Source organism: Rhodococcus sp. SBT000017 (genome assembly GCF_003688915.1).
Lineage (GTDB): Bacteria > Actinomycetota > Actinomycetes > Mycobacteriales > Mycobacteriaceae > Rhodococcoides.
Window position 1 is genome coordinate 2,660,933 of record NZ_REFU01000001.1, and the last position, 25,674, is coordinate 2,686,606.

The 25,674-nt window shown below is 64.8% G+C and carries 25 protein-coding genes and 1 pseudogene; 8 read left to right on the forward strand and 18 right to left on the reverse strand.

What is annotated here, in order from left to right; all coding sequences use genetic code 11:
- The first annotated feature begins 560 nt into the window (after window positions 1–560).
- Together AYK61_RS12295 and AYK61_RS12300 are read left to right on the forward strand one after the other, a co-directional pair.
- Entirely contained in the window at window positions 561–1,766 is a 1,206-nt protein-coding gene (locus tag AYK61_RS12295) for an FAD/NAD(P)-binding oxidoreductase (protein ID WP_121870972.1), read from the forward strand.
- The gene (locus AYK61_RS12300) at window positions 1,763–2,299 is read left to right on the forward strand and encodes a hypothetical protein (RefSeq protein ID WP_121870973.1); all 537 of its coding nucleotides are present in this window, start codon (window positions 1,763–1,765) and stop codon (window positions 2,297–2,299) included. The genes AYK61_RS12295 and AYK61_RS12300 overlap by 4 nt, the downstream gene beginning before the upstream one ends.
- A gap of 55 nt (window positions 2,300–2,354) precedes the next feature.
- Here AYK61_RS12300 and AYK61_RS12305 read toward each other — a convergent pair whose 3' ends face one another.
- Together AYK61_RS12305 and AYK61_RS12310 are read right to left on the reverse strand one after the other, a co-directional pair.
- Window positions 2,355–2,618, reverse strand: a complete 264-nt coding sequence (locus AYK61_RS12305; RefSeq protein WP_006898188.1) for a metal-sensitive transcriptional regulator — start codon at window positions 2,616–2,618, stop codon at window positions 2,355–2,357.
- Between the two features lie 115 nt (window positions 2,619–2,733).
- Window positions 2,734–4,914, reverse strand: coding sequence for an MMPL family transporter (locus tag AYK61_RS12310; RefSeq protein WP_121870974.1), 2,181 nt, complete (start codon window positions 4,912–4,914; stop codon window positions 2,734–2,736).
- Between the two features lie 136 nt (window positions 4,915–5,050).
- On the opposite strand from AYK61_RS12310, the gene AYK61_RS12315 reads away from it, so the two are divergent.
- The 3 genes from AYK61_RS12315 to AYK61_RS12325 are packed head-to-tail and all read left to right on the forward strand — an operon-like array spanning window position 5,051 to window position 6,363.
- Window positions 5,051–5,296 (forward strand): DUF2892 domain-containing protein, encoded by a 246-nt coding sequence (locus tag AYK61_RS12315; protein ID WP_032370096.1) that lies wholly within the window; start codon window positions 5,051–5,053, stop codon window positions 5,294–5,296.
- The gene (locus AYK61_RS12320; RefSeq protein WP_032370095.1) at window positions 5,293–5,724 is read left to right on the forward strand and encodes a DUF5313 family protein; all 432 of its coding nucleotides are present in this window, start codon (window positions 5,293–5,295) and stop codon (window positions 5,722–5,724) included. The genes AYK61_RS12315 and AYK61_RS12320 overlap by 4 nt, the downstream gene beginning before the upstream one ends.
- Window positions 5,725–5,727: 3 nt before the next feature.
- The gene (locus tag AYK61_RS12325) at window positions 5,728–6,363 is read left to right on the forward strand and encodes a class I SAM-dependent methyltransferase (RefSeq protein ID WP_032370094.1); all 636 of its coding nucleotides are present in this window, start codon (window positions 5,728–5,730) and stop codon (window positions 6,361–6,363) included.
- A gap of 278 nt (window positions 6,364–6,641) precedes the next feature.
- On the opposite strand, the gene katG is transcribed toward AYK61_RS12325, so the two are convergent.
- From katG to AYK61_RS12375, 10 genes and pseudogenes are all read right to left on the reverse strand, one after another.
- Window positions 6,642–8,837, reverse strand: a complete 2,196-nt coding sequence (katG, locus tag AYK61_RS12330; protein WP_259468180.1) for a catalase/peroxidase HPI — start codon at window positions 8,835–8,837, stop codon at window positions 6,642–6,644.
- A 94-nt stretch (window positions 8,838–8,931) separates the two neighbouring features.
- Window positions 8,932–9,336: a Fur family transcriptional regulator gene (locus tag AYK61_RS12335; protein ID WP_183130437.1), complete on the reverse strand. Its 405-nt coding sequence runs from the start codon at window positions 9,334–9,336 to the stop codon at window positions 8,932–8,934.
- Between the two features lie 256 nt (window positions 9,337–9,592).
- Window positions 9,593–10,270 (reverse strand): zf-HC2 domain-containing protein, encoded by a 678-nt coding sequence (locus tag AYK61_RS12340; RefSeq protein WP_027494239.1) that lies wholly within the window; start codon window positions 10,268–10,270, stop codon window positions 9,593–9,595.
- Window positions 10,267–10,818: a sigma-70 family RNA polymerase sigma factor gene (locus tag AYK61_RS12345; protein WP_027494238.1), complete on the reverse strand. Its 552-nt coding sequence runs from the start codon at window positions 10,816–10,818 to the stop codon at window positions 10,267–10,269. Before AYK61_RS12345 ends, AYK61_RS12340 begins: the two co-directional genes overlap by 4 nt.
- On the reverse strand, window positions 10,819–11,805 hold the full coding sequence (locus AYK61_RS12350) for a DUF302 domain-containing protein (RefSeq protein ID WP_080729192.1): 987 nt from the start codon (window positions 11,803–11,805) through the stop codon (window positions 10,819–10,821). It lies immediately after the preceding gene.
- Between the two features lie 259 nt (window positions 11,806–12,064).
- Window positions 12,065–13,048: a recombinase gene (locus AYK61_RS12355; RefSeq protein WP_230074816.1), complete on the reverse strand. Its 984-nt coding sequence runs from the start codon at window positions 13,046–13,048 to the stop codon at window positions 12,065–12,067.
- A gap of 107 nt (window positions 13,049–13,155) precedes the next feature.
- Window positions 13,156–14,322, reverse strand: a complete 1,167-nt coding sequence (locus AYK61_RS12360) for a site-specific integrase (protein ID WP_121870977.1) — start codon at window positions 14,320–14,322, stop codon at window positions 13,156–13,158.
- 203 nt (window positions 14,323–14,525) lie between these two features.
- Window positions 14,526–15,758, reverse strand: coding sequence for a TniQ family protein (locus tag AYK61_RS12365; RefSeq protein ID WP_121870978.1), 1,233 nt, complete (start codon window positions 15,756–15,758; stop codon window positions 14,526–14,528).
- A pseudogene (locus AYK61_RS12370) lies at window positions 15,755–16,692 on the reverse strand (TniB family NTP-binding protein). Before AYK61_RS12370 ends, AYK61_RS12365 begins: the two are co-directional and overlap by 4 nt.
- Before the next feature lie 4 nt (window positions 16,693–16,696).
- A complete protein-coding gene (locus tag AYK61_RS12375; RefSeq protein WP_032386874.1) occupies window positions 16,697–18,376 on the reverse strand; it encodes a Mu transposase C-terminal domain-containing protein in 1,680 nt (559 codons plus the stop codon).
- 251 nt (window positions 18,377–18,627) lie between these two features.
- Here AYK61_RS12375 and AYK61_RS12380 point away from each other — a divergent pair, with 251 nt between their 5' ends.
- The 3 genes from AYK61_RS12380 to AYK61_RS12390 all read left to right on the forward strand — a co-directional run bounded on the left by AYK61_RS12380 (window position 18,628) and on the right by AYK61_RS12390 (window position 20,626).
- Complete coding sequence (locus AYK61_RS12380; RefSeq protein ID WP_237606111.1) at window positions 18,628–19,071, forward strand: VOC family protein; 444 nt, start codon at window positions 18,628–18,630, stop codon at window positions 19,069–19,071.
- A 116-nt stretch (window positions 19,072–19,187) separates the two neighbouring features.
- Window positions 19,188–19,622 carry a MerR family transcriptional regulator gene (locus AYK61_RS12385; protein ID WP_121870979.1) on the forward strand — a complete coding sequence of 145 codons (435 nt, stop codon included), beginning with the start codon at window positions 19,188–19,190 and terminating at the stop codon, window positions 19,620–19,622.
- Entirely contained in the window at window positions 19,619–20,626 is a 1,008-nt protein-coding gene (locus AYK61_RS12390) for an arsenic resistance protein (protein WP_057479433.1), read from the forward strand. Before AYK61_RS12385 ends, AYK61_RS12390 begins: the two co-directional genes overlap by 4 nt.
- A gap of 236 nt (window positions 20,627–20,862) precedes the next feature.
- On the opposite strand, the gene AYK61_RS12395 is transcribed toward AYK61_RS12390, so the two are convergent.
- From AYK61_RS12395 to AYK61_RS12420, 6 genes are all read right to left on the reverse strand, one after another.
- A complete protein-coding gene (locus AYK61_RS12395; protein WP_121872697.1) occupies window positions 20,863–22,104 on the reverse strand; it encodes an Nramp family divalent metal transporter in 1,242 nt (413 codons plus the stop codon).
- Window positions 22,105–22,203: 99 nt separating this feature from the next.
- A complete protein-coding gene (locus AYK61_RS12400; protein ID WP_094648394.1) occupies window positions 22,204–23,052 on the reverse strand; it encodes a cytochrome c biogenesis CcdA family protein in 849 nt (282 codons plus the stop codon).
- A complete protein-coding gene (locus AYK61_RS12405; protein WP_121870980.1) occupies window positions 23,049–23,681 on the reverse strand; it encodes a TlpA disulfide reductase family protein in 633 nt (210 codons plus the stop codon). Before AYK61_RS12405 ends, AYK61_RS12400 begins: the two co-directional genes overlap by 4 nt.
- Window positions 23,678–24,307, reverse strand: a complete 630-nt coding sequence (locus AYK61_RS12410) for a TlpA disulfide reductase family protein (protein ID WP_121870981.1) — start codon at window positions 24,305–24,307, stop codon at window positions 23,678–23,680. Before AYK61_RS12410 ends, AYK61_RS12405 begins: the two co-directional genes overlap by 4 nt.
- 55 nt (window positions 24,308–24,362) lie before the next feature.
- On the reverse strand, window positions 24,363–25,010 hold the full coding sequence (locus tag AYK61_RS12415) for a vitamin K epoxide reductase family protein (RefSeq protein WP_121870982.1): 648 nt from the start codon (window positions 25,008–25,010) through the stop codon (window positions 24,363–24,365).
- Window positions 24,985–25,644, reverse strand: coding sequence for a thioredoxin domain-containing protein (locus tag AYK61_RS12420; RefSeq protein WP_032370897.1), 660 nt, complete (start codon window positions 25,642–25,644; stop codon window positions 24,985–24,987). Before AYK61_RS12420 ends, AYK61_RS12415 begins: the two co-directional genes overlap by 26 nt.
- Window positions 25,645–25,674 lie beyond the last annotated feature (30 nt).

Genomic DNA, 25,674 nt, shown 5'->3' on the forward strand with positions numbered 1-25,674 from the left:
GTGGCGGCGTTCGTACCGGTGTCAAGGTTCATGGTACCCCGTGGGGTATTTTCGACAGGTCCTGTGCGGCGAGGCGCACGCTCCCGATCTCACGGGGTGGAGGTGGATTGGGTCGGCATACCAACGGACACCCAGGGGCGTGGGAACCGGCCGATCCAGCGAGGCGCAACGACTCACAGCGACACCGCAGCGGTTGCCGACCATCACGTCCTCCTCCGCCGTCCGGCACTCGCCGACTCGGGATGGACGAGGAAACTTCATTCGTCCCGAGTGTGGCGTTTGCCGGAATCGGCGACTAGCCTCATCCATAATGTACGTACATCCGTACGATCAATCAAGGAGAGGGCGACATACACCTCGGCACGTGTCCTTGCACCGCCTGCTCGAACGCCGGAATGACCTTCCGGCACGACTGCTGTGGATGCAGTGCACCTGGCCTCAATGACCACCAATGTCGTGACCACACGGCTCGCGCCCACACCGACGTCGAGCTGAACCACCCCGGCACCAACCGAAATCGAGACAGCTCACCGAGCTCGTGTCTCGAACAGGAGGACCACATGTCCGCGCACACCATCGACCACAAAGTCGCGATCATCGGCGGAGGCAACGCCGGTATTTCGCTCGCGGCACGTCTGCGGCGAGCAGGAATGACCGACATCGGCATCATCGAGCCGGCAGAGACCCACTATTACCAACCTTTGTGGACGCTCGTCGGTGGAGGCCGCGCCCCGGCCGCGGAAAGTGCGCGTAGCGAGGCGTCGGTGATGCCCCAGGGCGTCGGCTGGATCAAGGATCGCGCCGAGGGGGTCGACCCGGATGCCCAGACGGTCAGCACCTCCTCGGGAACTACGATCCATTACGACCACCTGGTGGTGTGCCCCGGCATCCAGCTCGACTGGGACTCCCTGCCCGGTATGGCCGAATCGATCGACACCCCGCAGGTCTCGAGCAACTACCGCTACGATCTCGCACCCAAGACGTGGCAGATGATTCAGAAGATGCGGTCGGGCACCGCAGTGTTCACGATGCCGTCCGGCCCCATCAAATGCGCGGGTGCTCCGCAGAAGATCGCGTACCTTGCGGCCGACTACTGGCGAGAGCAGGGCGTGCTCGACGCCATCCGAGTTGTCCTCGTCCTACCCACACCCGGAATGTTCGGGGTACCGGTGTTCGCCGAGGAGCTCGAGCGGGTGGTGGCGCGCTACGGTATCGAGGTACGCAAGAACAGTGAGGTCACCGCCGTCGATCCCGACGGCCGATCGGTGACGATCACCGACAATGCTGCGGGAGTGAGCGAAGAGCTACCCTACGACCTGCTCCACGTCGTACCGCGCCAATCCGCACCGGACTGGATCAAGGCCAGCCCCATAGCGGACCCCGAGAATCCAGCCGGATACGTACAGATCGACAAGAACACACTGCGGCACAGTCGATTCGACAACATTTTCGCCCTCGGTGACGCCGGATCGTCACCGAACTCCAAGACCGGTGCCGCCATCCGCAAGCAAGCACCCGTGGTCGCCGAGAACCTACAGGCGAGCATCGCCGGCCGTCCACTGACCGCACAGTACGGCGGGTACGCCTCCTGCCCCTTGACCACCTCTCGCAAGACGATGCTTCTAGCCGAGTTCGACTACACGATGCAGCCGGCCCCCTCGATACCGCTGATCGACACCACCCGCGAACGCCGCGACATGTGGTTCCTCAAGAGACGCGGACTGCCGGCGTTGTATTGGAATGCCATTCTCACCGGCCGAGCGTGAACGGTCGACCGCCGCACAGTTACGACCGCGAGGGCGACCTGAGCCACTACCGGTCGGTCTTCGAGGCCATAGAACGCCGCGTGATACCGGAGGTCGTGGTCACCCGGATCACGCCGTATCTGCTCGTTCTGGTGTCGGCGGCCGTGCTCGGAGTGGTGCTTCCGCACACCGGCGGCGCACATGGATACGACGTTCTTCTACGCACCGCACACGCCGACGCGGAATCAGCCGGGGTTTTGGCGACGCTGTTCACCGCATTCAGCGTCACGTTCACCGCTGCGGTGGCCTCGATCGCGCGTCTGGTTCGGCGGTTTCAGTGGGCTGCTCTGGCTTTGGCGGGCAACGGTGTCACCACGGTGTTCGGTGTGCTCGCGATCTGGGCTCGGCAGTCGCTGGCACCGACCGCGACGGTGGCGGGTCCATCGATCGGCCTGTATCTGGGTGCGGTGGCAGCTCTGCTGTCCACCGTTCTCTGGGCTCGTGTGGTATTCACCCGCCCACCCGAGCATCCCGGTCCAGCGCACAGAAGCTGACACGTGGCGGACCCGATCACCCCCGTGCATCGATGCGGGGGTGGTCGGACCGTTGTCAGGCGAGGGCGAGAAACAGCTTCTCGAGTTCCGCTTCGCTCATCTTCTCCCCTGTTTCCGCTCCGGTGATGCACTCACGGAGTCCGGTGGCGACGATCTTGAAGCCTGCCCGGTCGAGAGCCTTCGACACCGCGGCCAGCTGGGTGACGACGTCCTTGCAGTCCCGTCCGCTCTCGATCATCGAGATCACTCCTGCGAGCTGACCCTGCGCCCGCCGCAGACGGTTCAATACCAACGCGATGCTTTCGGTGTCACCGGTCATGTCGTTCAGTCCTTCGTTCGATGAAACTCCAGGTTACCCCTAGGGGTAAGGGTGGTCGTGGTGGCCGAAGCCGGACGGCCTCGGCTACCACTGTGTTGCTCGAGATCGGTGACACTCAGCTGTGCGAGAAGCCGATCTTGGGCAGTACTGCTCGTAGCCACGTGGGTGACCACCATGCGGCGTGGCCGGTCAGGCGCAGGAGAACCGGCAGCAGAACCAAACGGATGAGAATGGCGTCCAACAGTACGGCGACACCCAGAATGATGCCCATCTCCTTGGGTGGCAGTGGTTCGGCGAGCGCGAACGAGAAGAACACCGCGATCATCACCGCGGCCGCCGCGAAGATAACCCGTCCCGAGTGCGCCATTCCGTCGACCTGAGAACCGTGTGGATCACCGGTGTTCTCGTAGTGTTCCTTGACGCTCGACAGCAGAAACACCGTGTAGTCCATCGCAATTGCGAAGATCATCGCGAAGAAGAACACCGGTCCCCAGCCGTTCAGGAAGCCCTGCGGGGTGAATCCGAGTAGCGACGAGCCGTGACCGTCTTGGAAGATCAGCTTCGCCACACCGAATGCCGCTCCGGTGGACAGCAGGCTGACCACGGTCCCCAGCAGGGCGATCAGCGGTGCCTGTAGCGCGATCAGCAGCAGCAGGAATCCGAGTACGAGGATCACCGACACCACGATCGGCAGATACTCGTTCAACGCGGTCTGCAGGTCCAGGTTCTCCGCGGGTGCACCGCCGACGATCGCGCCCTCGGGCAGCTCGGCACGTAAGGCGTCGAGTGTGGTCTCGAGTGCGGGGTCCGACGGGTCCACGTTCGGGATGGCCTGCAGCATGACGAAGTCGGATCCATCCATGGCGGGCATGGGCGGCGTCACCATCGATACGCCGTCGACGCCCGCTGCGATCTGCGCGGTCTGCTCCGCCTCCGATGTGGGGGCAATGATCTGCAGCATGCCTGGTGCACCTTCACCCATCTGTGCCTGCACCAATTCGTAGCCCTGGCGGACCGGAGCGTCCTCGGGCACAACCGAAATGGACGGCATGGCGACCTTGAGACCGAGTGCCGGAATCGACAGCGCCACCAGAATCAACAGCGAGCCGATGGCGAACGGCCACGGATGCTTGTGCAGCAACTGACCCCAGGACGCGAATTTCGGCGAACGGTGCACCTGACGCTTCGCGTACGGGAGGGAGCCGGCATTGACCTTCGGTCCGAGCTTGCCCAGAACTGCGGGGAGCAGCGTGAGGGTGGCCGCGAGCACGAACACCACCGCGAGCATGATGCCCACGGCCATCGTGCGTACCGCAGGTGCCGGTACGAGAAGCACGGCAGACAAGCTGATCAGCACGGTCAGACCGGACAGCAGGACTGCTTTGCCTGCCGTGTCCATCGTTTCTGCCACTGCACGCCGTAAGTCGATCCGTCCGGCGTCGACGGTCTTGCGGAGCGCATCCCGGAATCGGACGACGAGGAAGAGCGCGTAGTCGATACCGAGTGCCAGGGCGAACATCATCGCAAAGTTCATGGCCCACACCGAGATCGGTGTGATTTCGTTGAGCAGAACCAGACCACCCGCGGATGCGACGAGGCCGGCCAGAGTCAACAGCAGGGGCAGACCTGCCGCGACGAGTGATCCGAACGCGAGCACCATGATCGCCAATGTGACGGGCCAGGAGATGATTTCGGCCTTGATCATCGCGTCGTGGTTGGCCTTGTTGAAGTCACTCCACAGTGCCGATGCTCCGGTCGGGTAGACCTCGATCGAGTCCGTGGAGGCTGCGGTCAGCTCACCTTTGAGGTCGTCGACCGCTTTGACCATCTCGTCGGTGGTCCCGTTCGCTCCACCGATGAGGATCCCGGTGCGTCCGTCGGGGCTGATCGACATTCCCGGTTGCGGGGCGATCACCTCGGAAATCCGCGAGTCGGCGGCCAGAATGTCGGTTACCTCGGAAATGACCGCCGCGACAGCGGGATCGGTCACCTGCTCGGTGTCCGAATGGACGACCACCTGGATCGCGGCCGAGGAGTTTCCGCCGAAGTGCTCCTGTGCGAGTTCGCGAACCTGGACCGACTCCGATCCGTTGGATTGCCACCCGGCACCGGCAAGGGATCCGAACACCGACGGCGCGAACGCTCCCAATCCGATGATGACCACGAGCCACGCGGTGACCACCCACTTGAAGTTGCCTGCCATGCGCGCACCGAAGCGCGCCAACGGCCCGCCGGTGATTCCTGGCGGCGAGCTGTCTGCAGAACTCTCGTCGGTTCGAACGTCCGTGGAACTCACATCATGTCCTTACTGGTCGGGAAGATGAAGGAACCGTAGCACAGTACCCCCAGGGGTATGGTGCTACTATTCTTTCCTACCCCCTAGGGTATGCACGGACGACCGCACCACACGCACAGAAGCGAGGATCTACCGCATGTCATGCACCGACACCCTCACCGGCCCCGGCGGACCGAGTATCGAACGCGCGGTCCCCGCGCTGGCGGGCACCATGGTCCTCGCCAGCCTCGCTGCCGGTTCCCTGCACGACCGCCGCTGGCATGTCCTGACAGCATTCGTCGGCGGGAATCTGCTGCTGTATTCCGCAGTCGGATGGTGCCCGGCCAGCTTGGCGATGCGGCGGCTGGGGATGCGTCAGAGCACAGTGACCCCGACCCGGTGAACCGCGACAGGACCCGCCCTGCGCCGTGGCAGTGGGTCGGCTACGCCTTCGGCCGCACTCTGCCCTCGACCATGACGGACTGGGTGGCCAACGATCTGACGGGCGATCACGCCGTGGTGCGGCACCTGATCCGCGGCCAGGTTCCGTTTCTTCCCATCTACGCCGTGTTCATGTTCTTTCCCGGTGAACTGTGGTTGCGTGGTGCCATGGTGCTCCTGGCGGTCCTGCTCTCGGTGTTCTTCACCGCCTCGTACATGGAAGAGAATCGGCAACGCCGCCTCGTGCGACACATGCTGCCCCGCGATCTCACGAACTCCCGTAAAGCGCAGGAATCGGAGCTGGTCAAGAAGCGTTATCTCGCGGCGCACCCCGAGTCCGAGGCCTCACGCACCGCCGCGGCACCCATCGCTCCCGGCCGGGAGCACTGAGCGATGGTCGGCGATTCGACGCACCGCCTCGCCCGATGGCAACGATTCTGGGACAAGCAAGCGGCCGGTTACGACAAGCACATGACCTTCCTCGACCGAGTCCTCTTCCGCGACACCAGGTCCTGGATCTGCAGTCGCGCCCGAGGCCAGGTTCTCGAGGTCGCAGTGGGAACAGGGCTCAATCTCGAGCACTACCCGCCAGGAACATCGTTGACCGGAATCGAGCTGAGCCCGGACATGCTCGCACAGGCGCACACTCGCGCCGCCGACGTCAGACCGGATGCGCAGCTGACGCTCGGGGACGCTCACGCTCTGGACTTCCCCGATGCATCCTTCGACACCGTGGTGTGCACGTTCTCGCTCTGCGCCATCCCCGCCACGGACATCGCGCTCGCGGAAATGTCTCGGGTGCTGCGTCCGGGTGGAACGCTGCTCCTCGCCGATCACGTCGCCTCGTCGATCCGGCCGGTTCGATGGATCCAACGCGCCCTGGAACTGGTGAGCATCCCGATCGGTGGCGAGCACTTTCTGCGCCGGCCCTCGCTCGCGATCACCGGTGACGAGAGCTTCTCCATCGAGGACATCGACCGATTCACTCTCGGTCTCGTCGAGCGTCTGCACGCCACAAAAGTGGCCTGAACGGGCGCAAGGGCCACCATCCTCGCGGCACGAACTGCCCGGCCACGCCCGGGTAGCTCGGTCTCGACGAACCCGAGAAGTTGCTTTTGCCGTCCCACCCACACTTGTCGCGCGCCCACGGCGAACGACCCAGGATGTCGGGGCCGACGAGATCAGCCCACCGGGACTTCGCACCGACGCCGAGACACTGAAAAGTGGCCGAGACCCCGGCGTCGCCGAACCACTTCACCCCCGCACCGAGAGTCGGTACGGGGGTGAAGTGGGGTTGGATGGACAAATCAGGCCAGATCGTAGCGATCGAGCATCATGACCTTGTCCCATGCAGCGACGAAGTCCTTCACGAACTTGTCCTTGGCGTCGTCGCACGCGTATACCTCTGCGAGGGCCCGCAATTCGGAGTTGGAGCCGAAGACCAGGTCGTTGCGGGTGCCGGTCCACTTCGTCTCACCGGTCGCCGTGTCCTTGGCCTCGTAGATGCCCTCCTCGGCGGTGGGAACCCATTCGGTGCCCATGTCGAGGAGGTTGACGAAGAAGTCGTTGGTGAGTGTGCCGACCTTGTCGGTCAGGACACCGTGCGACGACTTTCCGAAGTTGGCACCGAACACGCGCAGACCACCGACGAGCACGGTCATTTCCGGTGCACTGAGCGAGAGCAGGTTCGCGCGATCGACCAGGTTGAACTCGGCCGGGAGCTTCTGACCCTTGCCCAGGAAATTACGGAAGCCGTCGACCTTGGGTTCGAGATCGGAGAACGAGTCGACGTCCGTCTTCTCCTGCGTGGCATCCATGCGGCCCGGGGTGAACGGGACCGTGATGTCGACGCCGGCGTTCTTCGCGGCCTGCTCGACGGCCGCAACACCGCCGAGGACGACGAGATCGGCGAACGAGACAGTTCCGGAGAACGACTGCTGGATGCCTTCGAGCACGCGGATGACCTGTGCGAGCTCGTCGGGCTCGTTGACCTCCCAGCCGGCCTGCGGCTGCAGACGCAGACGGCCACCGTTGGCACCGCCGCGCTTGTCGCTGATGCGGAACGACGATGCCGCCGCCCACGCTGCCGAGATCAGCTGATCCTGACCGAGTTCGGAGTCGAGGATCGTCTGCTTGAGCTCGGCGATCTGTGCGTCACCGATCAGCTCGTGATCGACGGCCGGGATCGGGTCCTGCCAGAGCAGGGGCTCGGCCGGGATCTCGGGGCCGAGGTAACGCGAGACCGGTCCCATGTCGCGGTGGGTGAGTTTGAACCACGCCTTCTGGAACTCTTCTGCCAGCTCTTCGGGGTGGTCGAGCCAGCGCCGGGTGATCTGCTCGTAGATCGGGTCGACGCGCATCGCGATGTCGGAGGTGAGCATCGACGGGTGGCGACGCTTGGAGGGGTCGGCGGGGTCGGGAACGAGGTCCGCGCCTTCGCCGTTCTTCGGGCGCCACTGGTGCGCACCTGCGGGGCTCTTGTAGAGCTCCCACTCGAACCCGTACAGGGTTTCGAGGAACGAGTTGTCCCACTGAGTCGGGGTCGGGGTCCAGATGACTTCGAGTCCACTGGTGATCGCGTCGGCTCCGGAGCCGGTGCCGAAGCTGTTCTTCCAGCCCAGGCCCATCTGCTCGAGGGGCGCGCCTTCGGGCTCGGCTCCGATGTGCACCTCGGGGTCCGCTGCGCCGTGCGTCTTGCCGAACGTGTGTCCGCCGATGGCCAATGCGGCGGTCTCGATGTCGTTCATGGCCATGCGGCCGAAGGTCTCGCGGATGTCCAGTGCGGACTGCACGGGATCCGGGTTTCCGTTCGGGCCTTCGGGATTGACGTAGATCAAGCCCATCTGCACTGCGGCCAGCGGGCCCTCGAGGCTGGTGCGGTCACCGTAGTAGCGCTCGTCGCCGAGCCAGGTCTGCTCAGGTCCCCAGTAGATGTCTTCGTCCGGCTCCCAGGCGTCGACGCGTCCGCCGGCGTAGCCGTAGGTCGGCAGGCCCATCGATTCGATGGCGACGTTGCCGGTGAGCACGATGAGGTCGGCCCAGGAGAGCTTGCGGCCGTACTTCTGCTTGATCGGCCAGATGAGGCGGCGGGCCTTGTCCAGGCTCGCGTTGTCGGGCCAGCTGTTCAGCGGCGCGAAGCGCTGCATGCCGGCTCCGGCACCGCCGCGTCCGTCCTGCTTGCGGTACGTACCTGCGGCGTGCCACGCCATACGAATGAAGAAGGGGCCGTAGTGACCGAAGTCCGCGGGCCACCAGGGCTGCGAGTTCGTCATGAGGGCTTCGATGTCGCGCTTGACCTCGGCGAGATCGAGGGAGTTGAACTCGGCTGCGTAGTCGTAGTTCGGGCCCATGGGGTCGCCGACTGCCGGGTTCTTCTTGAGGATCTTCAGGTTCAGCGACTTGGGCCACCACTCGCGGTTGCTTCCGCCTTCGACGGGTGCCGGCATCGAGTCGTGCATGACCGGACACTTGCCACCCGACTCCTGTGGCTGGTCCTGGTTCATTTCTTTTTCGCGTGTTGTGTGGTCCTCGGACACGAGTTTTCCCTCCAGAAGATGGTGAATGATCTGATTCCCGCGGCGCTCCCGCGCCGCGACATCAGGGGCTGACGCTGGTGGAGCAGTTCTCGCACAGGCCCCAGTAGATGACCTCTGCCTCGTCGACGACGAAACCAGGGGCCTCCGACGGAGTGAGGCACGGAGCCTCACCGACGGCGCACTCCACATCGGCGATCGCGCCGCACTTGCGGCACACGAGATGGTGGTGATTGTCGCCGATCCTGCTCTCGTACCGGGAGACCGAACCGGACGGCTGAATTCGCCGGACCAGTCCCGCGGTGGTCAGAGCGCGGAGCACGTCGTGCACGGCCTGGCGGGAGACATCGGGCAGGGTGGCCCGAACGGCTCTGTGGACGGTGTCGGTGTCGACGTGCGGATGTTCGTGCACCACGTCGAGCACCGCCAGACGGGGGCGGGTGACTCGGAGCGCAGCACTACGCAGCATCTCCGGGTAGTTCGACGATGAGCTCACATCGACCAGTATGCACGACTTTTCTGGAATGAGTCCGGAAAACGAGCGACGGACCGATGCGGTGCGGCGAACGCAGAGCCAGCGCGTTCGGACTCGGATGTCGATCCGGGGTACGTCGTCAGCGTCCCGATCTCACTCGACCGCGGTCCAGCCGTTCGGGCGGCCACGCGACCGACACGCTGTCCGAGGCACCGCATCGAAACCTGCCCGTGTCCGTGACGACTCGGTCTCAGCGAGAGGCCCGCGCGATCGTGTTGCCCGCCGGATCGTCGATCACGATCGAGTGGATGTCCTCGACAGAAAGGGACGTTGCGCCGGTCACCGCTGCTGCTCGGCTCGCGGTGACCGACCATTGAGCTGCTTGTTGTCGAGTCCCGTCGTTGCCGACCACTTGCAGAGTGAGGATGCCTGCGCCGGGGAGTTGTTGAACGTCGACGTCGATCGATGTGCCCCAGGCTTTCGTGGTGAGCTCGAGGTCACCTGTGGCCCCGACGGTGCTCGACAGAACGAGCGGGCGGGCACCCGCATCGTTCACCGTTGTCGAATCGTCGGAGCGGGCGAGGGTACTGAGCGGGACGATCGCCGCAGCGACTCCCAGAACGAGGGTCGCCGACACCGCAGTCCACACTCGCCGCCGCCTCTTCTCGGAGGTCCGTTGATGCCTCATCGCGCTCAGCAGGTGGTCGAGTCGCTGGTCTGCACCGGCCGTCGAGTGCACCGGTGAGAGATCTGCTGGCTGCCTGCGACGTCGAAGCACTCCTGCGACGGGTGCCAGGACGTCGATTTCGGTTCGGCAGGCAAGGCAGTCGTCGAGGTGTCGTCGTACCGCTGCTCGGTCGTCGCGCTCGAGTCCGTCGAGTACGTACGCCCCGAGCAGTGGTCGGATCTCGTCGTGCGCTGAGCTCATGGAATCAATCCCAACTCGTCGAAGATCCGGCGTAGGGCACGCACAGCGTAATAGGAGCGGGACTTGACCGTGCCGACCGCGATATCGAGGTGCGCGGCCACTTCGGAGACGGTTCGACCCTCGTAGTAGATGAGCACGATGACTGCTCGATGCTCCTCGGACAACCGACGCAGCGACTCGTCTATGAGCCACCCGTCGAGGACCCCGCCCAATTCGTCGTCGATGCACTCGGCGGCGAGTGCGATCTGATCGTGGACGAGAGTCGGCCTGCTCGTGCTCGCCCGCCACTGATCGGTGAGTACGTTTCGCGCGATGGTCATGAGATAGGACCGCGTCGATGCTGCCGTCACATCGATGCGGTCGATCCCGCGCCACGCGCGCAACATCGTCTCCTGGACGATGTCCTCACACTGCTCGCGGGTCTGGGTGTAGCGGCTGACGAATCGAGTCACTGCGTGCTGGTGCTCGCGGAAGAGCGCCGACATGGCGACTTCGGACGCATCGACGAGCTGGTGGTTGTGCTGTGAGCCGGATTCGACACCGTCCACCTAACTGCCCGAGCCGGAAGCGGCATCGGTGAAACCGGTCGTGGCGGCGGCGACCATGTCGAGAACAGGATTGGTCGGCGAGATCGAATGCCGAGCGGCGAGTACACGGATATCGGGGTGAGCCACGTGAACGATCCCTTCGGCATCCTGCCACGCCACGTATCGGGCGGGGAGGTCGATCCCCATGGTCTGCTGCGCTCCGACCAGCGCAGTCGAGACCGCAGGATTACCGACGTAGGTGACCATGGTGGGCCTCAGAGGTGTCTCGGCAGCGGCGGACGCGAGATCGACGGTTGCGACTGTGGGCTGATTCTTGGCCGCGAACGCTGCCTCGTATCGGGCAATGGACGCTGCAACCGATGCATCACTGGTCTTCTCGACCAGGTATCCCGGCGCTGCGGACACATCGGTGCCCTCTGCGGCGGCCGCCGAGGATCCCGTCGCATCGGACGCGGTCGATGCCGAGCCGGCCCGGAGTCCGTCGAGGGCGTCGGACGAGACCGGGATGCCTGCGAGCGTCGCGATGTACTCGGCGGAGTTGTATGCCAGAAACACCGTTCCGTTGGCGGCCTGCCAGACCAGGTACTTCTGTGGAAGGTCGATCGCGGCCCGTTGGTCCGCGGCGATCAACGGCGACGCCGCTTTCGGATTCCCCCCGATCACCACGGTGGTCGGGCGGATCGTCTCACCTGCTCCCTGTGCCAACTTCTCGAAATCCACAGTGGCTGCCACAGCTCCCGCCGTCTCCAGCGCGCGCTGTACCCGAGAGACCGTGTCACTCACAGAGTAGTTACTGGCGTACACCACCAGTCCGGGTTCGGACGGTGCCACATCGGGTGTCGCAGCCTTCGCGTCCGCCGACGTGGACACCGGAGTGCTCGACACCGCCACCGAACCGGTGGGTTCGGTGGAACCGCACCCGGCGAGGGCGATCACCGCCGCCGACGCGAGCAGCGACGTTGCCATACGGAACCTTGAAGTGCTCATCACGTGTCCTGTCCTCGTGCCCACGCCAGCGGTGGGCTTCACTGTGGTGTACGCACACCGAGCCTGAGGGGTTCACCCGAACCGAAGTTCCCTCCGGCGATTGCTCCCGGAATGTCGGTGCACCGGAGGGCGACACAGTCGAGTTCACGCAAGCGGAGATCTGATCGATCGGTTCACCCCGGTCTCGTCGAGCGTCTCCACGCCACAGAAGCGGCCTGAACGGGTGCAGGGACCATCTTCGCGGCACGAACGGCCGACCTCACGGCGGCACTTCTGCCTCGACGAATTCGAGAAGCCGCTTCAACAGTGAATCCGCACGCTCTTCGACGTCGTCGAGCGTCGAATCGACGCCACCGAGTAGCTGGTGTGCGTCTCGGCGTGCCCGAGTCCCGTGTTCGTAGTAGCCGGGGTCGAGTAGCGAAGCCGAGGCGGGCTTGGGTACGAGATCTGTGCTCGGCTGCCGTGCCTGCACCGAATGGTGTCGGTGCACAGGTGCTCGTCCGTCCAGGTGCGCTCGAACGATGTCGGCGACCGCATGGGCGGTAAGTGCAGTCGCAGTCAGCGGGGTGTGACCCCACCGGTCGATTGCGGTCGACAGCGGCTGTCGACCGGCCGGATCGACGTACCGGTCGAATCCGCTGAGCCCGGTACCGCCCACGGCATCGAGAGCGTCGGCGAGCATTCGAGTGTTCGGGTACCGCGTGTGATGGCCCAGCACCTCCAACCAGCGCTGGAACACCGTCCGCGGCGAGATACCCGTCTCCATCAGTGCGAGAGGAGTGACGGTGCGAACGCCGCGGCCTGTGTCGATACGAAGGGCATCGATCCTCGGATCGGCGGTGACGTCGCAGGGCCGCAGGGCCGCGATCTGGGTGTACGGCAGACCGGTCGAGGCAAAGACCAGGACGAGGGCGTCTCGCCGCGCGAACAGTTCGGACGGCCAACCGGATTCGGGGAGGCGCGCGATGACGCCGCCGATCACGGCTGCCAGCTCGTGCAGGCGCGCCGTACGCGCCACGTCCAGCGCAGCCCGGACGACCTCCGCACGGCCCGGCTGGGGTAACAGGTGCCGGGAATGGGCGGCGTCGATCACCGCGATCCGGCGGCGCTGGGTCGTGGACGCCGCGGGGTGCGCCGAGAGGAACCGAGCAAGTGAATCCGGGGAGGCCGCCAGTGGTGTTTCGTCATGGGCGGTGCACCAGTCCTCGAACAGTGACCACGTGTGCCGATCCCGCTTCGGCACCGCCACGTTCGTGATATCCGCTGGTCGAATCGAACCGGTGCAGTCGTCGTGGTCAGCATCTACCCCGGTCGCCCTATCGGCGTTCACGGGTGAAGTCACACGCCCGGTCATAGACCGAGTTCGGTGACCGCGTTGCCGACCAGAGGGGCGTGCTCGCGGGCATATGTCTCGACCATTGCGGGTGTGGTGTGGCCGGTTTGGCGCATGATCGCATGTGCATCGGCGCCGTTGCGGAAGGCTTGGGTGACGAATCCTGCACGCAGGGAATGCCCGCCGAGCTGTGCGACGGTGTCGGGGTCGTACCCGGCGTGAGCTGCGCGGCGGCGGATCGCCGCATGGACCGCTGCCCCGGACAACGCGGTGTCGGAGAGGTTGCCGTTCTTGCGGATGGACCGAAACAGGGGCGACCGTTTCTCGGCGGTAGGCAGGGTGCCGCGGCAGACATGAGAGTCGAATTCCGCTGCGCGGGAGAGTAACCGAATGACGGCGGCTCTGCCGCCGGTGTCGAACGCGGCGACGATCTGCAGCCAGCGTATCCACGCGCAGACAGGGCATGATTCGTGCCGGTCGGTGAACGGGAGTGCCTTCACGGTGCCGGTGCCGTCCTGGTCGGTCTTGGACTTCCGGATTCGTACGTGTGCGCCGTCGAGGCGGTCGCGGCGCACATCACGACATTCGAGAGCGACGAGTTCGCTACGACGAAATGCACCGGTGTAGCCCATCAGCAGCAGCGCGGTGTCGCGGCGTTCGAGGACCTCCGACGCCCACCCGATCGAACTGCGACGCGAGTACTCGACGATCATGGTGATGTCGGAGGTCAGCAGCGGTGCGCGCGGGTTGCGGGGCCGCTCCCCCGCCGACGCGTAATCTCGGCGGATCCCTGCGAGGGTGGCGCGCACCATCTCGTGCCCGCACGGGTTGTCGTGTCCGGTAGCGCGGTGGCGGTCGGCGATCGCTGCGACCCATTTGCCGAACGTCGCGGCCGCGTACGCCCGCGTCCCGTCGACGGTGAGTGTGTCGGCCGCGGCCACGAGGTAGGCGGCCACCGTCGCGGGGTGCGCCGGCAACGCCTGATGCCCGGCGGCAGTGCACCAGGTCTCGAAGCGTCGCCACGCCGAGGCGTAGGCCCGGCGGGTTCCGGTCGAGCGGGATGCCGCCATCGACCGTTCGATCCGAGCCGCAACGTCGGGCGGTAGATCCGGGAACACCGCCGCGCCACCCGACACGACAGCCGGGACCGGCTTCGAGGCGTCTGCGAGCTCGCGTTCTGTCATGTCAGGACTGTATCGAGCACCTCCGACACAGTTTTGACCCAAAAAGACACTCACCTGGCGTTTCGCCGTAGACGGTGCGGGAAGGAAAATTCTCGTCGGTCACCGCACAGATAACGTTGGTGACTATGACCCGGGCGCGAAAACGGGCTTCTCGGCTGTCGCCGCGTGTGCGCCGCGGACGACCCCGCTCCATCGGGCGATAGCTATGTCGGCGGATGGTGCAGCGGGATCCCGTGGTCGAGGAACAGTTGCACCGTCTCATCCAGCTCCGCTGCGGTGCGGCACCCCCAGCGCAGGAAGTTGTACAACGAACTGGCGGATGCGGGATCGACGCGCGCTGCCGCGATGGCGGCCTCGGCCGCAGCGTGCGCGTCAGCCCATAAATCGCGCTCGGGTGCGGGATAAGACGAGCGCGTCGGAGCGGTCCCGGGATCGACCAGCTCATACGGTCGTGGGCGCAGCAGAGATGCGTGCGCACCGCCGGCGTCGATCTCACCGCTCTCGACCATCGCAATGCCGATCGCTGCGGCCTCGAGGACTGTCGCCTGCTCGTCCCAGTGCAGGTCCTCGAACGGAACCCACGCGGTCCGGAGCGGGCGGGAACGACCGGCGGCCTTCCAGATCGCAACGAGTCTCGTCGCCCACCGTCCGGTGCGAACCAGTGGTGAGGACACTTCGTCGACGACGGTGCGCAGCAGTCGGAACCAGACTGCGGCATGTACCCGGCCTGGGCCGAGTTCCACCCATCCCGTCGTCAGAGCCTCGGTGCTGCGCCGATCGAGGTCCGTGACCGCTGAGGGAACCGGAACGGGCGAGACCCGTTCGTCCGAACCGAACCGGACCTGATCCCAGAAGATTGCATGACCAGGGAAAGCAGAGCAGGGTTCGAGTCGACAACGGTGGTCGAGGCAGCTGCTCAGCACCGGATATTGATGCAGCAGAGTCATGTTCATATCAGCAGTGGATTCGAGGCTGTCGATACATTCCGGGCATGCCCGACTGCGCGGAGTGCTCGCCCACGGCAACCATGCTTCGCTCGTGGGTGTGCGGCGTCGTCGATCCTCCCTCGCGAGGTCGGCCGGTAGCAGGATCGAGAACTGGTGGACGTAGGTGTCGAAGTCGCAGTCGGCGGGGTCGGTGCTGTCGAGCAGCCACGGTGTCCACCCCGCCAACGTCATCATCCGCACCCTCTCTACCGGGACCGCGCCGCGACCGGCCAGCTCGATAAGTATCGGCTCCGGTGTGTAGCGGTCGAGATCCTCGACAGCACAATCGATATCGAGGTCTGCAAGCAGGTCAGAAGGCTTGATGTGCGGATACAGCTCGCATATCCGGGCCACCCAGGACGAGAGGGCCTCGCCTGGCAGTGGCTGCGGGTGCAGCGGCCACGGGCGAACGTACGCATCATCGGGCATCGGTGCGAGCCGCGCGTTCATGCGAGGTGGCGCTCGAACTGGCGACGCCGCTCGGTGGGGCCAACGTACGGAGTGCGCGTGAGCACCGATGAGGTGATCGCTTCCTCTCCGCTGTCGACGGCGGTCACTGCTGCGGCAGTGAGCAGCGTTGTCAGTTCACCGATGGTGCCCTCGGAGCGAGTGAGGAGGTAGTCGGTCATCTCCGGTGATGTCAGGTGCGAGGGTTTGCGGAGGGGGAAGCTCGTGGTGAAGCTGGCCAGCAGTGATCTGGTGTCGGCTGTGTTGGTCCAGACCGGCAAAGTGATGGGGTGGAATCGGTTCTCCAGCTGGGGATCGGTCCGGATGGCGAGGTAAGCGTCACGGGTGCCGACAGCGACGAGAGGAATGCGTAGTTCGTTGCCCAGGAATCGCAGCACGTTCAAGAATTCGCGGCGGACGTTGTCGCGGCCGGCGAGAACATTGTGGAGCTCGTCGATGATCAACATCTTCACGCCGGTGGCGCGGAGCAGCATCAATGCTTGCTGTTCGAGTTCGTGGACCCGATTGCGGGGCCTGGTCGGTGTTCCCAACGCTGTGAGCAGTGCGAGGTAGAACCGGCCGGGTGACGGGTCCGGGGGCATCTGCATGCACAACACCGGTATCTGCTCGCGGTCGGACAAGCTGATCGGCGGATGAGTGCGCCGGAACTTTTCGATGATCATCGACTTGCCGTTGTTCGTCGGACCGAGCAACAGTAGGTTCGGCATACGCTGTCGGTCCGGCCACGACAGCAACGTCTCCAGATGGTCGATGACCGTACGGGCCTGCGGATACCCGTCCATCTCTCCGACCGGATCAACCGGATCCGCTCCGCGTCGTCGAGTGCGGTGAGCGGTCGAACCGACTCCCGCAGGTGCCCCAAATCCTCGCTGGACGACTCGGTGGGTTCGTTGCTGCTTCCTTTCGATGCGGTCATCGGCTCACCATTCCTCGATGTCGCTGAAGACCGGCGTTGCGGTGCCGCCGTCCGTTTCAGGCTCCACCGGCGGGTGGATCGCCGGGATCGGTGCAGACGCGGCGCCGGTGAGATGCGTGCGGCGGGCACGGTTGCGCCGGGCTTTGCGGGTGGCTTTCTGCGAGCGGTCGGTGACCTCACGCATCTGCTCGATCATCGAAAACAGTGCGCTCTCATCGACGTTCGACCGACCTTGTTCGCGGAGACGGGCGATAGCAGCTCTGTGCTCCCACAGTGTCACCGCGGGATGTGACATCGTCCGGTACGGCACCTCGACATAGCCTGCACCGTCTGGTTCGAGGACCCAGATTCTGCTCAGATCGCGTGGGTCACGTCTTATCACGAACCGCCCCAACTCCTCTCGCCGCGCAACCCACGGTTTGAGCGCGTTCGAGAAGTAGTGCACGTGATCGAGAACGAAGCCCGTGCGCGTCAGACGTCGCCGGATGACGGGAAGAAAGTCCACCAGGAACGCGGTCTCGCCGAGCACCACACGATGGGCATGACCAGCTGCGGCGACACCGCCGGCCCACACGGCGGCCGGAGTGTTCCCGATCCCTGAATGCACGCTCGCGTGATACGAGGCTATCGCCAGAACCAGCCAGCGCTCCAACTCGCGCAATGTCAACGCGGCGTGCTTGTCCGAGTCGTAATTTCCTCGGTCCGCGGGGTTCGAAAAAGTGGTCCCGGGTAGCTCGTGCACAGCCGTCATCGCCGTTCCGAGAATGCGTTCGACGATCCCGCCGTAATGCGGCCGGCCAGGTGGACGGTATTCGAGGGTGATCGCGTGCTGGGCGCATCCGCGGCGCAGCGCTTCGCTTTTGAACTCGGCGGCATTGTCGAGGTATAACCGCTTCGGCTTGCCTGCCATCGGCCATTGCACCTGTTCGGCCAGCTCGCATGCTTCGAGCCACGTCTGCTTCTCGCTGCACACCCGGCCCAGGCACAACCCAGCAGATACGGCTGACGGTGCCTCCAGAGTGACGACGAACCCGAGGACGGTACGGCTGAAGACATCGATGGCGATCGTCAAGTAGGGGCGACCTATCGTTTGACGCTCGTACTCGTCGACGATCATCACATCGACGACGGTGTGGTCGATCTGGACCTGATCGAGAATCCCCGCAACCGCCGGTGGAACGTCGCCGGCGGACTGACGCGGCCGGGCGGCATCGGGTCCCCCGCGTGACCTGGCCACCGACGCCGGATGGAGGCCGGCGATACGCGCGGTGACGGTGTTCCTGGCCGGCACAGGCAGACCCGCACGGTGACAGGCCAATGCGATACGTCTATGCAGCGCAGCGACACTGAGCTTCTGACGGTGAAGAAAGTATCGAGTCAGATGGTCGGCGATCACTTCCTCGACCTCAGCGGATACTCGGCTGCGGCCACGCCCACCCGACGAGACCTTCGTCAGAAGATCGGTGACCGTCCCCGTCCCGTTCCTGAGCCTGCCGACCAACGTGTAGACCTGCCGCCTGGACAGTCCCAAGCGCTGCGCTGCAGCGTCGACCGCTTCCGAACGCACCGGATGCATCTCCAGCAAGGGAGCCAGGACAGCGAAACGGGTCTCGGCCTGGGACCACCGCTCCCCCGACGCTGTCAGCACACCGGTCTCCACGACGTCGAGCTTGTCGGGGTCCATCACAAGCCTCCCTGTCACCGAGAGCCGAACATGCGACCGTGCACCGCACTTTTGACATCAGAATGTCAGAAGACACGTGCACTCACCCTCGTAACGCCTGCAATGAGTGCAGCCGTCTTCTGAAACTGACACCGATTGTCAGTTTCAGGAGTCGCGTTCACTGTGTCAGAAGTCGAATGCACTGAGCGCCAGCAATATGAGGCGGGGTCGGCTCGCCCTCCGGCTCGTCGGCGTTAGTGTTGCCTATGGGCATGTCGAAAGTGGTACCTGCGCTGCCGGTACGAGACATCGACACCGCTGCCGAGATATACGTCCGATCGTTCGGCTTCACGACCCGGTACACCGACCCGACTTTCGCGAGGCTCACCCGCGACGACGTCGAGATCCACTTGTGGGCCGCCGACGACGACAGCTGGGATACCCGTTCAGACCACGCGGCATGGCCGGTGTGCAGCGGAGCCGAGACGTTCCTTGCCGGCACCGCCAGCTGCCGCATCGCCGTGGACGAGATCAACGACCTTTACGCCGAGATGTCCCGCGCGGGGGTGCTTCACCCCGCAGACGTAGGCCGTCCCGTCTCGACAGGCTGGGGAACGACGGAGTTCGCAACTGTCGACATCGACGGCAATCTGATCACGTTCCATACCGAGAAGAGGCAACACGAGCCCAACACTCCAGGCGACGGCGCACCCTGACCCCACCCCCCTCGAGGAGCAACGAGCCCGACGTCCCTCGTGCTGCCGCGGACTCGATGGCGGGCCGGACTCGGCCGGTTTGCCTTCGAGCCGACTCGAACCTTTAGTCTGCGGTCATGTCTGCTCTGTTGATCTCGCAACTGTCCTCGGCAACCGGGGTGCCAGCGACAACGCTGCGCTTCTACGAGAGCGAGGGCCTACTTCCGGCGGACCGAGCCCCGAACGGCTACCGTGTCTACGACGAACGAGCACAGCAGCGATTGGCGTTCATCACCGCCGCGAAGAGCCTGAATCTCACTCTGCCGCAGATCAAGTCGATGCTGCGTATGTGGGAGAACGATTCGTGCGCCGCGGTGAAGTCCGGGCTGCGACCGGCACTGCGTGAACACATCGCCCGAGCAGAGGAGTCGATCGCGCAGCTGACCGTGCTGCGGGACGCGCTGACCGCCGCGCTGGTTCGTCTCGACGAGACCCCCGACGCGTCGACACCGTGCGACCCGCAATGCAGCTGGTTGGCGTCGACTTTGACCGCACCCGTGAGCGCGTCATGACCGAAACAGCGCGAACGTCGGCGGTGCAATGGTGGGACACCCACCAGATCGGCCTGTATCTACTCGCACTCGTCGCCGGCGCGGGGGTGGGGTTGTCCTTCCCCTCCGCAGCACCGACGTTCGAGCACGCCATCAATCCGGTGCTGATCGTTCTGCTCTACGCGACGTTCCTCGCAGTGCCGTTCGCCGCGATCGGCCGGTCCCTACGTGATGCCCGGTTCACCACCGCGGTGGTCGTTCTGAACTTCGCAGCCGTCCCCATCGTGGTGTTCGCACTGACCCGCATCATCGCCGGGAACGAAGCTGTCCTCGTCGGTGTGGTGCTGGTGCTGCTCGCCCCCTGCATCGACTACGTCATCGTCTTCAGCGGACTGGCCGGCGCGGCGTCGGAACGCCTTCTCGCCGGGGCACCGCTGCTGATGTTGCTGCAGATCGCCCTGCTGCCGTTGTGGCTGTGGTTGTTCGTCGGGGCCGAGACTGTCTCGATCATCGACATCGCCCCCTTTGCCGAGGCGTTCGTTCTACTCATCGTGATCCCGCTGGCGCTGGCTGCGGCGACGCAGCTGTGGGCGCGACGTCGACGTCTGGGCGAGCAAATCATCGAGGCGATGGCAGCAGCGATGGTGCCGGTGATGATGGTGACACTCGCGGTCGTCGTCGCCTCCCAGATCGACTCGATCCGCAGCCGTATCGACCAACTCGCCGCTGCTGCAGCCATCTTCGTGGTGTTTCTGATCGTGATGGCGTTCGTCGGTGTCGGTGCCGGGAAGGTGTTCGGTCAGGACGTGCCGGCGACGCGGGCGCTGGTGTTCTCCGGCGCCACCCGTAACTCGCTGGTCGTGCTGCCACTCGCCCTGGCGCTACCACCGGCGTTGAGCCTGGCCGCCGTGGTGGTCGTGACGCAAACCCTCGTGGAGTTGATCGGAATGGTGCTCTACGTCCGCTACGTGCCGCGTCTGGTGCCGGGCGAGACCACCGCCGCGACAGGACAGTCGACGCAGTGAGGGACGTCATCACACGCGCCGAGCGAGCATCGATGTCATGGACAAGGCGTGTGTCGAGCAACGTCCGGTCGACTGCTTCTACGGCGGGGCAATCGGTGTGCGGCGGTTCGTCCTGCTAGACCCCGACTTCGGCGGCAGAACCCACTCATGCTGATTCACCGTGCACAACACCATCACCACACGAGCGGTGATCGTCCTGAAATACAGGCGTGCAGGACACGTTTACCCGCGCGCAGTCAGGCCACGGTCAGATAGATCAATGCAATGTTGAGTGAGACGACGATTCCCGCGATGAGCCATGCCGCGTATGCCGTGATCCGGTGATTGACATCGCCGCCCATCAGGATGCGGTCCGATGTGAACCGCACCAAGGGAATCAACGCGAACGGGATACCGAACGACAGCACGACCTGCGAGACGACCAGTGCCCGACTGGGGTCGACTCCTGCTGCCAGAATTGCCATTGCGGGAACAAGGGTCACCAGTCGTCGCACCAGAATCGGAATGCGCTTACGTAGTAGGCCGTCCATGATCATCGCGCCGGCGTAGGCCCCGACCGATGTCGATGCAAGGCCCGAGGCCAGCAGGCCCACCGCGAACAGCAGCGCTACGACCGGCCCCAGGGTGTCCCCTACCGCTGCGTGGGCTCCTTCGATGGAATCGACGCCCTCGCGGCCCCCCAACGTCGATGCCGCCAACAGCAGCATCGACATGTTCACTGCCCCGGCCAGCAGCATCGCCAACCCGACATCGATCCGGGTGATCCGCAACAACCGCTGACGGACAGGCCCTGCCTCGGGGTGTCCGTGCCGGTCACGAGCAAGGCCGGAGTGCAGGTACACCGCGTGCGGCATGATCGTCGCACCGAGCATCGCGGCGGCGATCAACACGCTTTCCGCGCCGTCGAACCGCGGAATCAGACCGGCCGCGGCCTCGGTGAACGATGGCGGTTCCACGACGACGCTGGCAAGAAATCCGACGGCGATGACACCGAGTAGCCCGAGAATCACGAACTCGAAGGGCCGTTGGCCCCGCCGATCCTGGACCATCAACAAGATCATCGATACGGCCCCGGTGATGAGGCCGCCGATCAGGAGCGGCAGGTCGAAGAGCAGGTAGAGGGCAATTGCACCGCCGACGATTTCGGCGAGGTCGGTCGCCATGGCGACCACCTCCGCTTGCCCCCAATATGCCAGTCGCACAGTCCTGCTCGACTTCTCGCGGACTACTTCGGGCAGTGTCATTCCGGTGACGATGCCGAGTTTGGCGGAGAGGAACTGGACGAGACCGGCCATCACGTTCGCGGCAACGATCACCCAGACCAGCAGGTATCCGAACTGCGCACCGGCACTGACGTTGGAGGCGACGTTGCCGGGGTCGACGTAGGCGATCGCTGCGACGAAAGCCGGGCCGAGCAGAACCAGGCCCGACCGAAACCTCGAGGGCGGCCGAGACGATCGGCGCTGCAGCACAGACATGACCACACCCTCCAGCACCAACAGTATGTCAGGACCCTGAAAATATAGTTCGGCCACCCGAACAATGCAATGCGGCGTGGTGGTTCGGCGACATCTCGATCAGATGGGCAGGACCACTGCACTGACGAATTCGTTGCGGATCCAGGCGATGAACAACCCCCACACTCCGGTCAGCAGCGCGATGCCGACGGCGATCATGATGACACCGCCGGCGACCTTGATCTTCTGTGAGTTCCTTCGAAGCCACCCCACCCCGCGCATCGCCGAACTCGAGCCGAACGCGAGGACGACGAACGGTAGGCCGAGTCCCATGCAGTACGCGACGATGAGAGTGACCCCGCGGGCTGCGGTTGCACCTTCGGTTCCTGCTGCAACAGACAGAACGCCGGCGAGGGTGGGGCCCAGACACGGTGTCCAGCCGAGCGCGAACACACCGCCGAGCAGCGGCGCTCCAGCGAGGGACGAGATCTGCTGAGGTGCGAATCGGGTGTCGCGTTGCAGAACGGGTATCAATCCGATGAACGCTGCACCCATGATGATCGTGATGACGCCGCCGACTCGTTGAAGTACTTGCTCGTTGATGCGCAAGGTGCCGATGACTCCGAAGATCGAGGCTGTGGCGAGGACGAAGACGATCGTGAATCCGGCGACGAACAACGACGCTGCGCCGGCCACACGCCAGCGATTCGCCAGCTCCGGCGACGACGTGTCGGTGGTCGAGGTGCCGGTGGTCGAGGTGCGGGGCGATCGGGTCTCGGCTGATTGGGCGTCGGCACCGGCGATTCCTGCCAGGTAGGACAGGTATCCCGGCACCAGCGGCACCACGCACGGGGAGGCGAACGAGACCAACCCGGCGAGCATGCATGCCGCGATCGCGAGCAGAAGGGGCCCGCTCGATGCCGCGTTCTGGAAGGCCGACCCGATGTCCTGGGCGAGAAGAGTCGTCATTCTGCGGCTACCCGTTCGACGACGGGAAGGAGATCGTCGGTGAGCAAGGCGCGCATGAAGACCGCGGCCACGCGGTGCTGACGGTCGAGTACCAGCGTCGAAGGGATCACGCTGGTCGGGTAGTTCCCGCCGAGAGCGATCAGGGTCCGCATCGAAGGGTCGTAGATCGAGGGGTAGGAGACGTCGTTGTCGACCACGAAGTCCTGCGCTTTGTCCTTCTGTGGATCTCTGACGTTGAGGCCGAGGAACTGCACGCCGCGCTCGCGGGTGGTCTCGTAGACCTCTTCGAGGTCGTCGGCTTCGCCGCGGCAGGGGCCACACCACTGACCCCAGAGATTGATCACCACCACCTTGCCGTCGTAGTCCGACAGAGCGGTCGTCTTGCCTTCCTCCATCAGATCGGGGCCGGCGAGTTCGCCTATGGTACCGCGTGTTTCGGGGGGATCGTAGACGATGTCGGTTCGACCGCCGGGGGCGACGAAGTCGAAGCTACCTCCCGTGGATGCAGCCTGTGCGCCGTCGGAGCATCCGGAGATCAGTAGTACGACGGCAAGAATCGATCCAATTGCCGCGGTGGGCGTGGAGCCTTGACGGCGCGCACCGACCCACGCAGGGAAAAAACGTGTCATGAGGTGAAATCCTTTACTGCAGTGCGGATCTGGTCTGTCGTCTCGAACACTGTCGGGTCGGTGACGCGCTCGATCGTTCCGTCCGGGTGGAGGAAAAAGCTCAGGGGAAGGACCGGCGGTGCCGAGAGCGCGTCCAGGACGCTGCCGCCGTCGATGTAGTTCGGATAGCGGACGCCCAGTTGCGTGAGCAGCGCGGCCGCGTCCTCGGGTCGGTCCTCGACGTCGATTCCGATGACTGGGATCGCGTCGGGTTCTGCGGCGTAGGCATCGAGTACGGGCATCTCGGTGCGGCACGGGCCGCACCAGGATGCCCACAGGTTGATCAGCGTCGCCTCGCTGCCGAGAACATCGGCGAGATCGACATAGCTGTCGCTGCCGATGCAGCGCGCTATCACTCCCGCCAGCGGACCGCCTTCGCGCGGTACCGGCGGCGGACACAGCGGTAGCGCTGTTGCTCGTGCCGCGTCATCCGGCGGGCGGGACAATGTGGGTTCGGGTCCGACCGGAGCGACATTGTTGGCGATGACGTCGGACGGGCCGCCCTCGACGCCACCGGAGCGGGGCCACAGTGCGACGATCGATGCAACGACAACGACGAGCATGACGATCGACCAGCCGCGCGTCATCGCCGTGACCTTCTTTCTCGAGAGGGCGGCAGAGGGGCGAACGGTACGTCGCGGATCATAGGAGCGTGGACCAGTACGACCAGAAACGCTGCGCGATCAGGGCGATGAGGACGAGAAACCACACGGTCAGCGGAATCGAGTGATTGCGAATCACCGAGTCAAGCCATACCCGAAACCATTGCCGAAGAGCGGATTTCGACCTGGCGCGGTCGAGGTTGCGCAGCGTGACGTACCAGAAGATCGGTACGGTGACCGCCCACACCGCCATGCAGTAGGGGCACAGGGCGCCGATCTCGTACAGGCTCTGCACGATCAGCCAGTGCACGAAGACTGCGGCAGCAGTGACACCGACCTGCACTGCGCCCCAGAACCACTGCGCGAACATCGCACCGGCGAGAAGGGCGGCACCCACTGCTGCCACGACGGCGAAGCCTGCGATCCCGAGGAGGGAATTGGGAAATCCGAACGCAGACGCCTGCGGGGTGTCCATCACCGATCCGCAGTTGAGCACCGGGTTGATGCTGCAGGTCGGGGCGTAGGCGGGGTCGAGCGCAAGAGCGAACTTTTCTACCGTGAGCACGAACGCGGCGGTCAGGCCGATCAGGCCGCCCACCAGCAGCAGCCAGGGCAGGCTCCGGCCGAACGATCCACCTTGTCGGGTCTCGTTCGCTGGGAGGTCAGCCGAGTGCAGCGTCGAGGGCATCGGCGAGGTCTCCGTACGTGGTCGGTTCGATCTTGGTGCCGTTGAGGAAGAACGTCGGGGTGCCCTGCACGCCGAGCGCGATCCCGTCCGCGACGTCGGCCTCGATGCGCGCGAGCGTCGCAGGGTCGGTGTAAGCGGCATCGAAGGCGCTCATGTCGAGCCCTTGCTCGACGGCGAAGCTGCGGAACAACTCGTCCTGCGGAACCTGCTGTTCGCCCCACTGCGCCTGCGTTTCGTACATGCGCTGATACATCGCCTCGAATCCGCCCTGCTGGGCCGCGGCCTCGACTGCGCGTGCGGCTCGTTCGGCATTGAAGTGGGAGGCGATCGGAAAGTAGCGGGCCACGAAGCTCACCCGGTCGCCGTACTCTTCACGCAATTGCTCGATCGCCGGGTAGGCCGATCGGCAGGCCTCGCACTCGAAGTCGAGGAACTCCACGAACGTGACCCGGCCGTCGGGCACCGAGTTCAACCGATGACTGTTCTCGCGCACCGCAATCGAGGCAGGGTCGGTCGCGGCCTGCTCGGCGGCGGCAGCATCCGGAGACCCCGATCGATCCACCACCAGAAATACAGCCAACGCGGCGGCGAACACGATCACCAGGGACAAGGAAATCTTCAACGCTCGGCTCATACAACTACCTTCTCGATTCGTTCGGATTGA

Coding starts and splice junctions, on each gene's coding strand:
- AYK61_RS12295 (WP_121870972.1), top strand. CDS start 561: ATGTCCGCGCACACCATCGACCACAAAGTCGCGATCATCGGCGGAGGC.
- AYK61_RS12305 (WP_006898188.1), bottom strand. CDS start 2,618: ATGACCGGTGACACCGAAAGCATCGCGTTGGTATTGAACCGTCTGCGG.
- AYK61_RS12315 (WP_032370096.1), top strand. CDS start 5,051: ATGTCATGCACCGACACCCTCACCGGCCCCGGCGGACCGAGTATCGAA.
- AYK61_RS12325 (WP_032370094.1), top strand. CDS start 5,728: ATGGTCGGCGATTCGACGCACCGCCTCGCCCGATGGCAACGATTCTGG.
- katG (WP_259468180.1), bottom strand. CDS start 8,837: ATGAACCAGGACCAGCCACAGGAGTCGGGTGGCAAGTGTCCGGTCATG.
- AYK61_RS12335 (WP_183130437.1), bottom strand. CDS start 9,336: ATGCTGCGTAGTGCTGCGCTCCGAGTCACCCGCCCCCGTCTGGCGGTG.
- AYK61_RS12340 (WP_027494239.1), bottom strand. CDS start 10,270: ATGAGCTCAGCGCACGACGAGATCCGACCACTGCTCGGGGCGTACGTA.
- AYK61_RS12350 (WP_080729192.1), bottom strand. CDS start 11,805: ATGAGCACTTCAAGGTTCCGTATGGCAACGTCGCTGCTCGCGTCGGCG.
- AYK61_RS12360 (WP_121870977.1), bottom strand. CDS start 14,322: ATGACAGAACGCGAGCTCGCAGACGCCTCGAAGCCGGTCCCGGCTGTC.
- AYK61_RS12365 (WP_121870978.1), bottom strand. CDS start 15,758: ATGAACGCGCGGCTCGCACCGATGCCCGATGATGCGTACGTTCGCCCG.
- AYK61_RS12375 (WP_032386874.1), bottom strand. CDS start 18,376: ATGGACCCCGACAAGCTCGACGTCGTGGAGACCGGTGTGCTGACAGCG.
- AYK61_RS12380 (WP_237606111.1), top strand. CDS start 18,628: ATGTCGAAAGTGGTACCTGCGCTGCCGGTACGAGACATCGACACCGCT.
- AYK61_RS12385 (WP_121870979.1), top strand. CDS start 19,188: ATGTCTGCTCTGTTGATCTCGCAACTGTCCTCGGCAACCGGGGTGCCA.
- AYK61_RS12390 (WP_057479433.1), top strand. CDS start 19,619: ATGACCGAAACAGCGCGAACGTCGGCGGTGCAATGGTGGGACACCCAC.
- AYK61_RS12395 (WP_121872697.1), bottom strand. CDS start 22,104: ATGTCTGTGCTGCAGCGCCGATCGTCTCGGCCGCCCTCGAGGTTTCGG.
- AYK61_RS12400 (WP_094648394.1), bottom strand. CDS start 23,052: ATGACGACTCTTCTCGCCCAGGACATCGGGTCGGCCTTCCAGAACGCG.
- AYK61_RS12405 (WP_121870980.1), bottom strand. CDS start 23,681: ATGACACGTTTTTTCCCTGCGTGGGTCGGTGCGCGCCGTCAAGGCTCC.
- AYK61_RS12410 (WP_121870981.1), bottom strand. CDS start 24,307: ATGACGCGCGGCTGGTCGATCGTCATGCTCGTCGTTGTCGTTGCATCG.
- AYK61_RS12415 (WP_121870982.1), bottom strand. CDS start 25,010: ATGCCCTCGACGCTGCACTCGGCTGACCTCCCAGCGAACGAGACCCGA.
- AYK61_RS12420 (WP_032370897.1), bottom strand. CDS start 25,644: ATGAGCCGAGCGTTGAAGATTTCCTTGTCCCTGGTGATCGTGTTCGCC.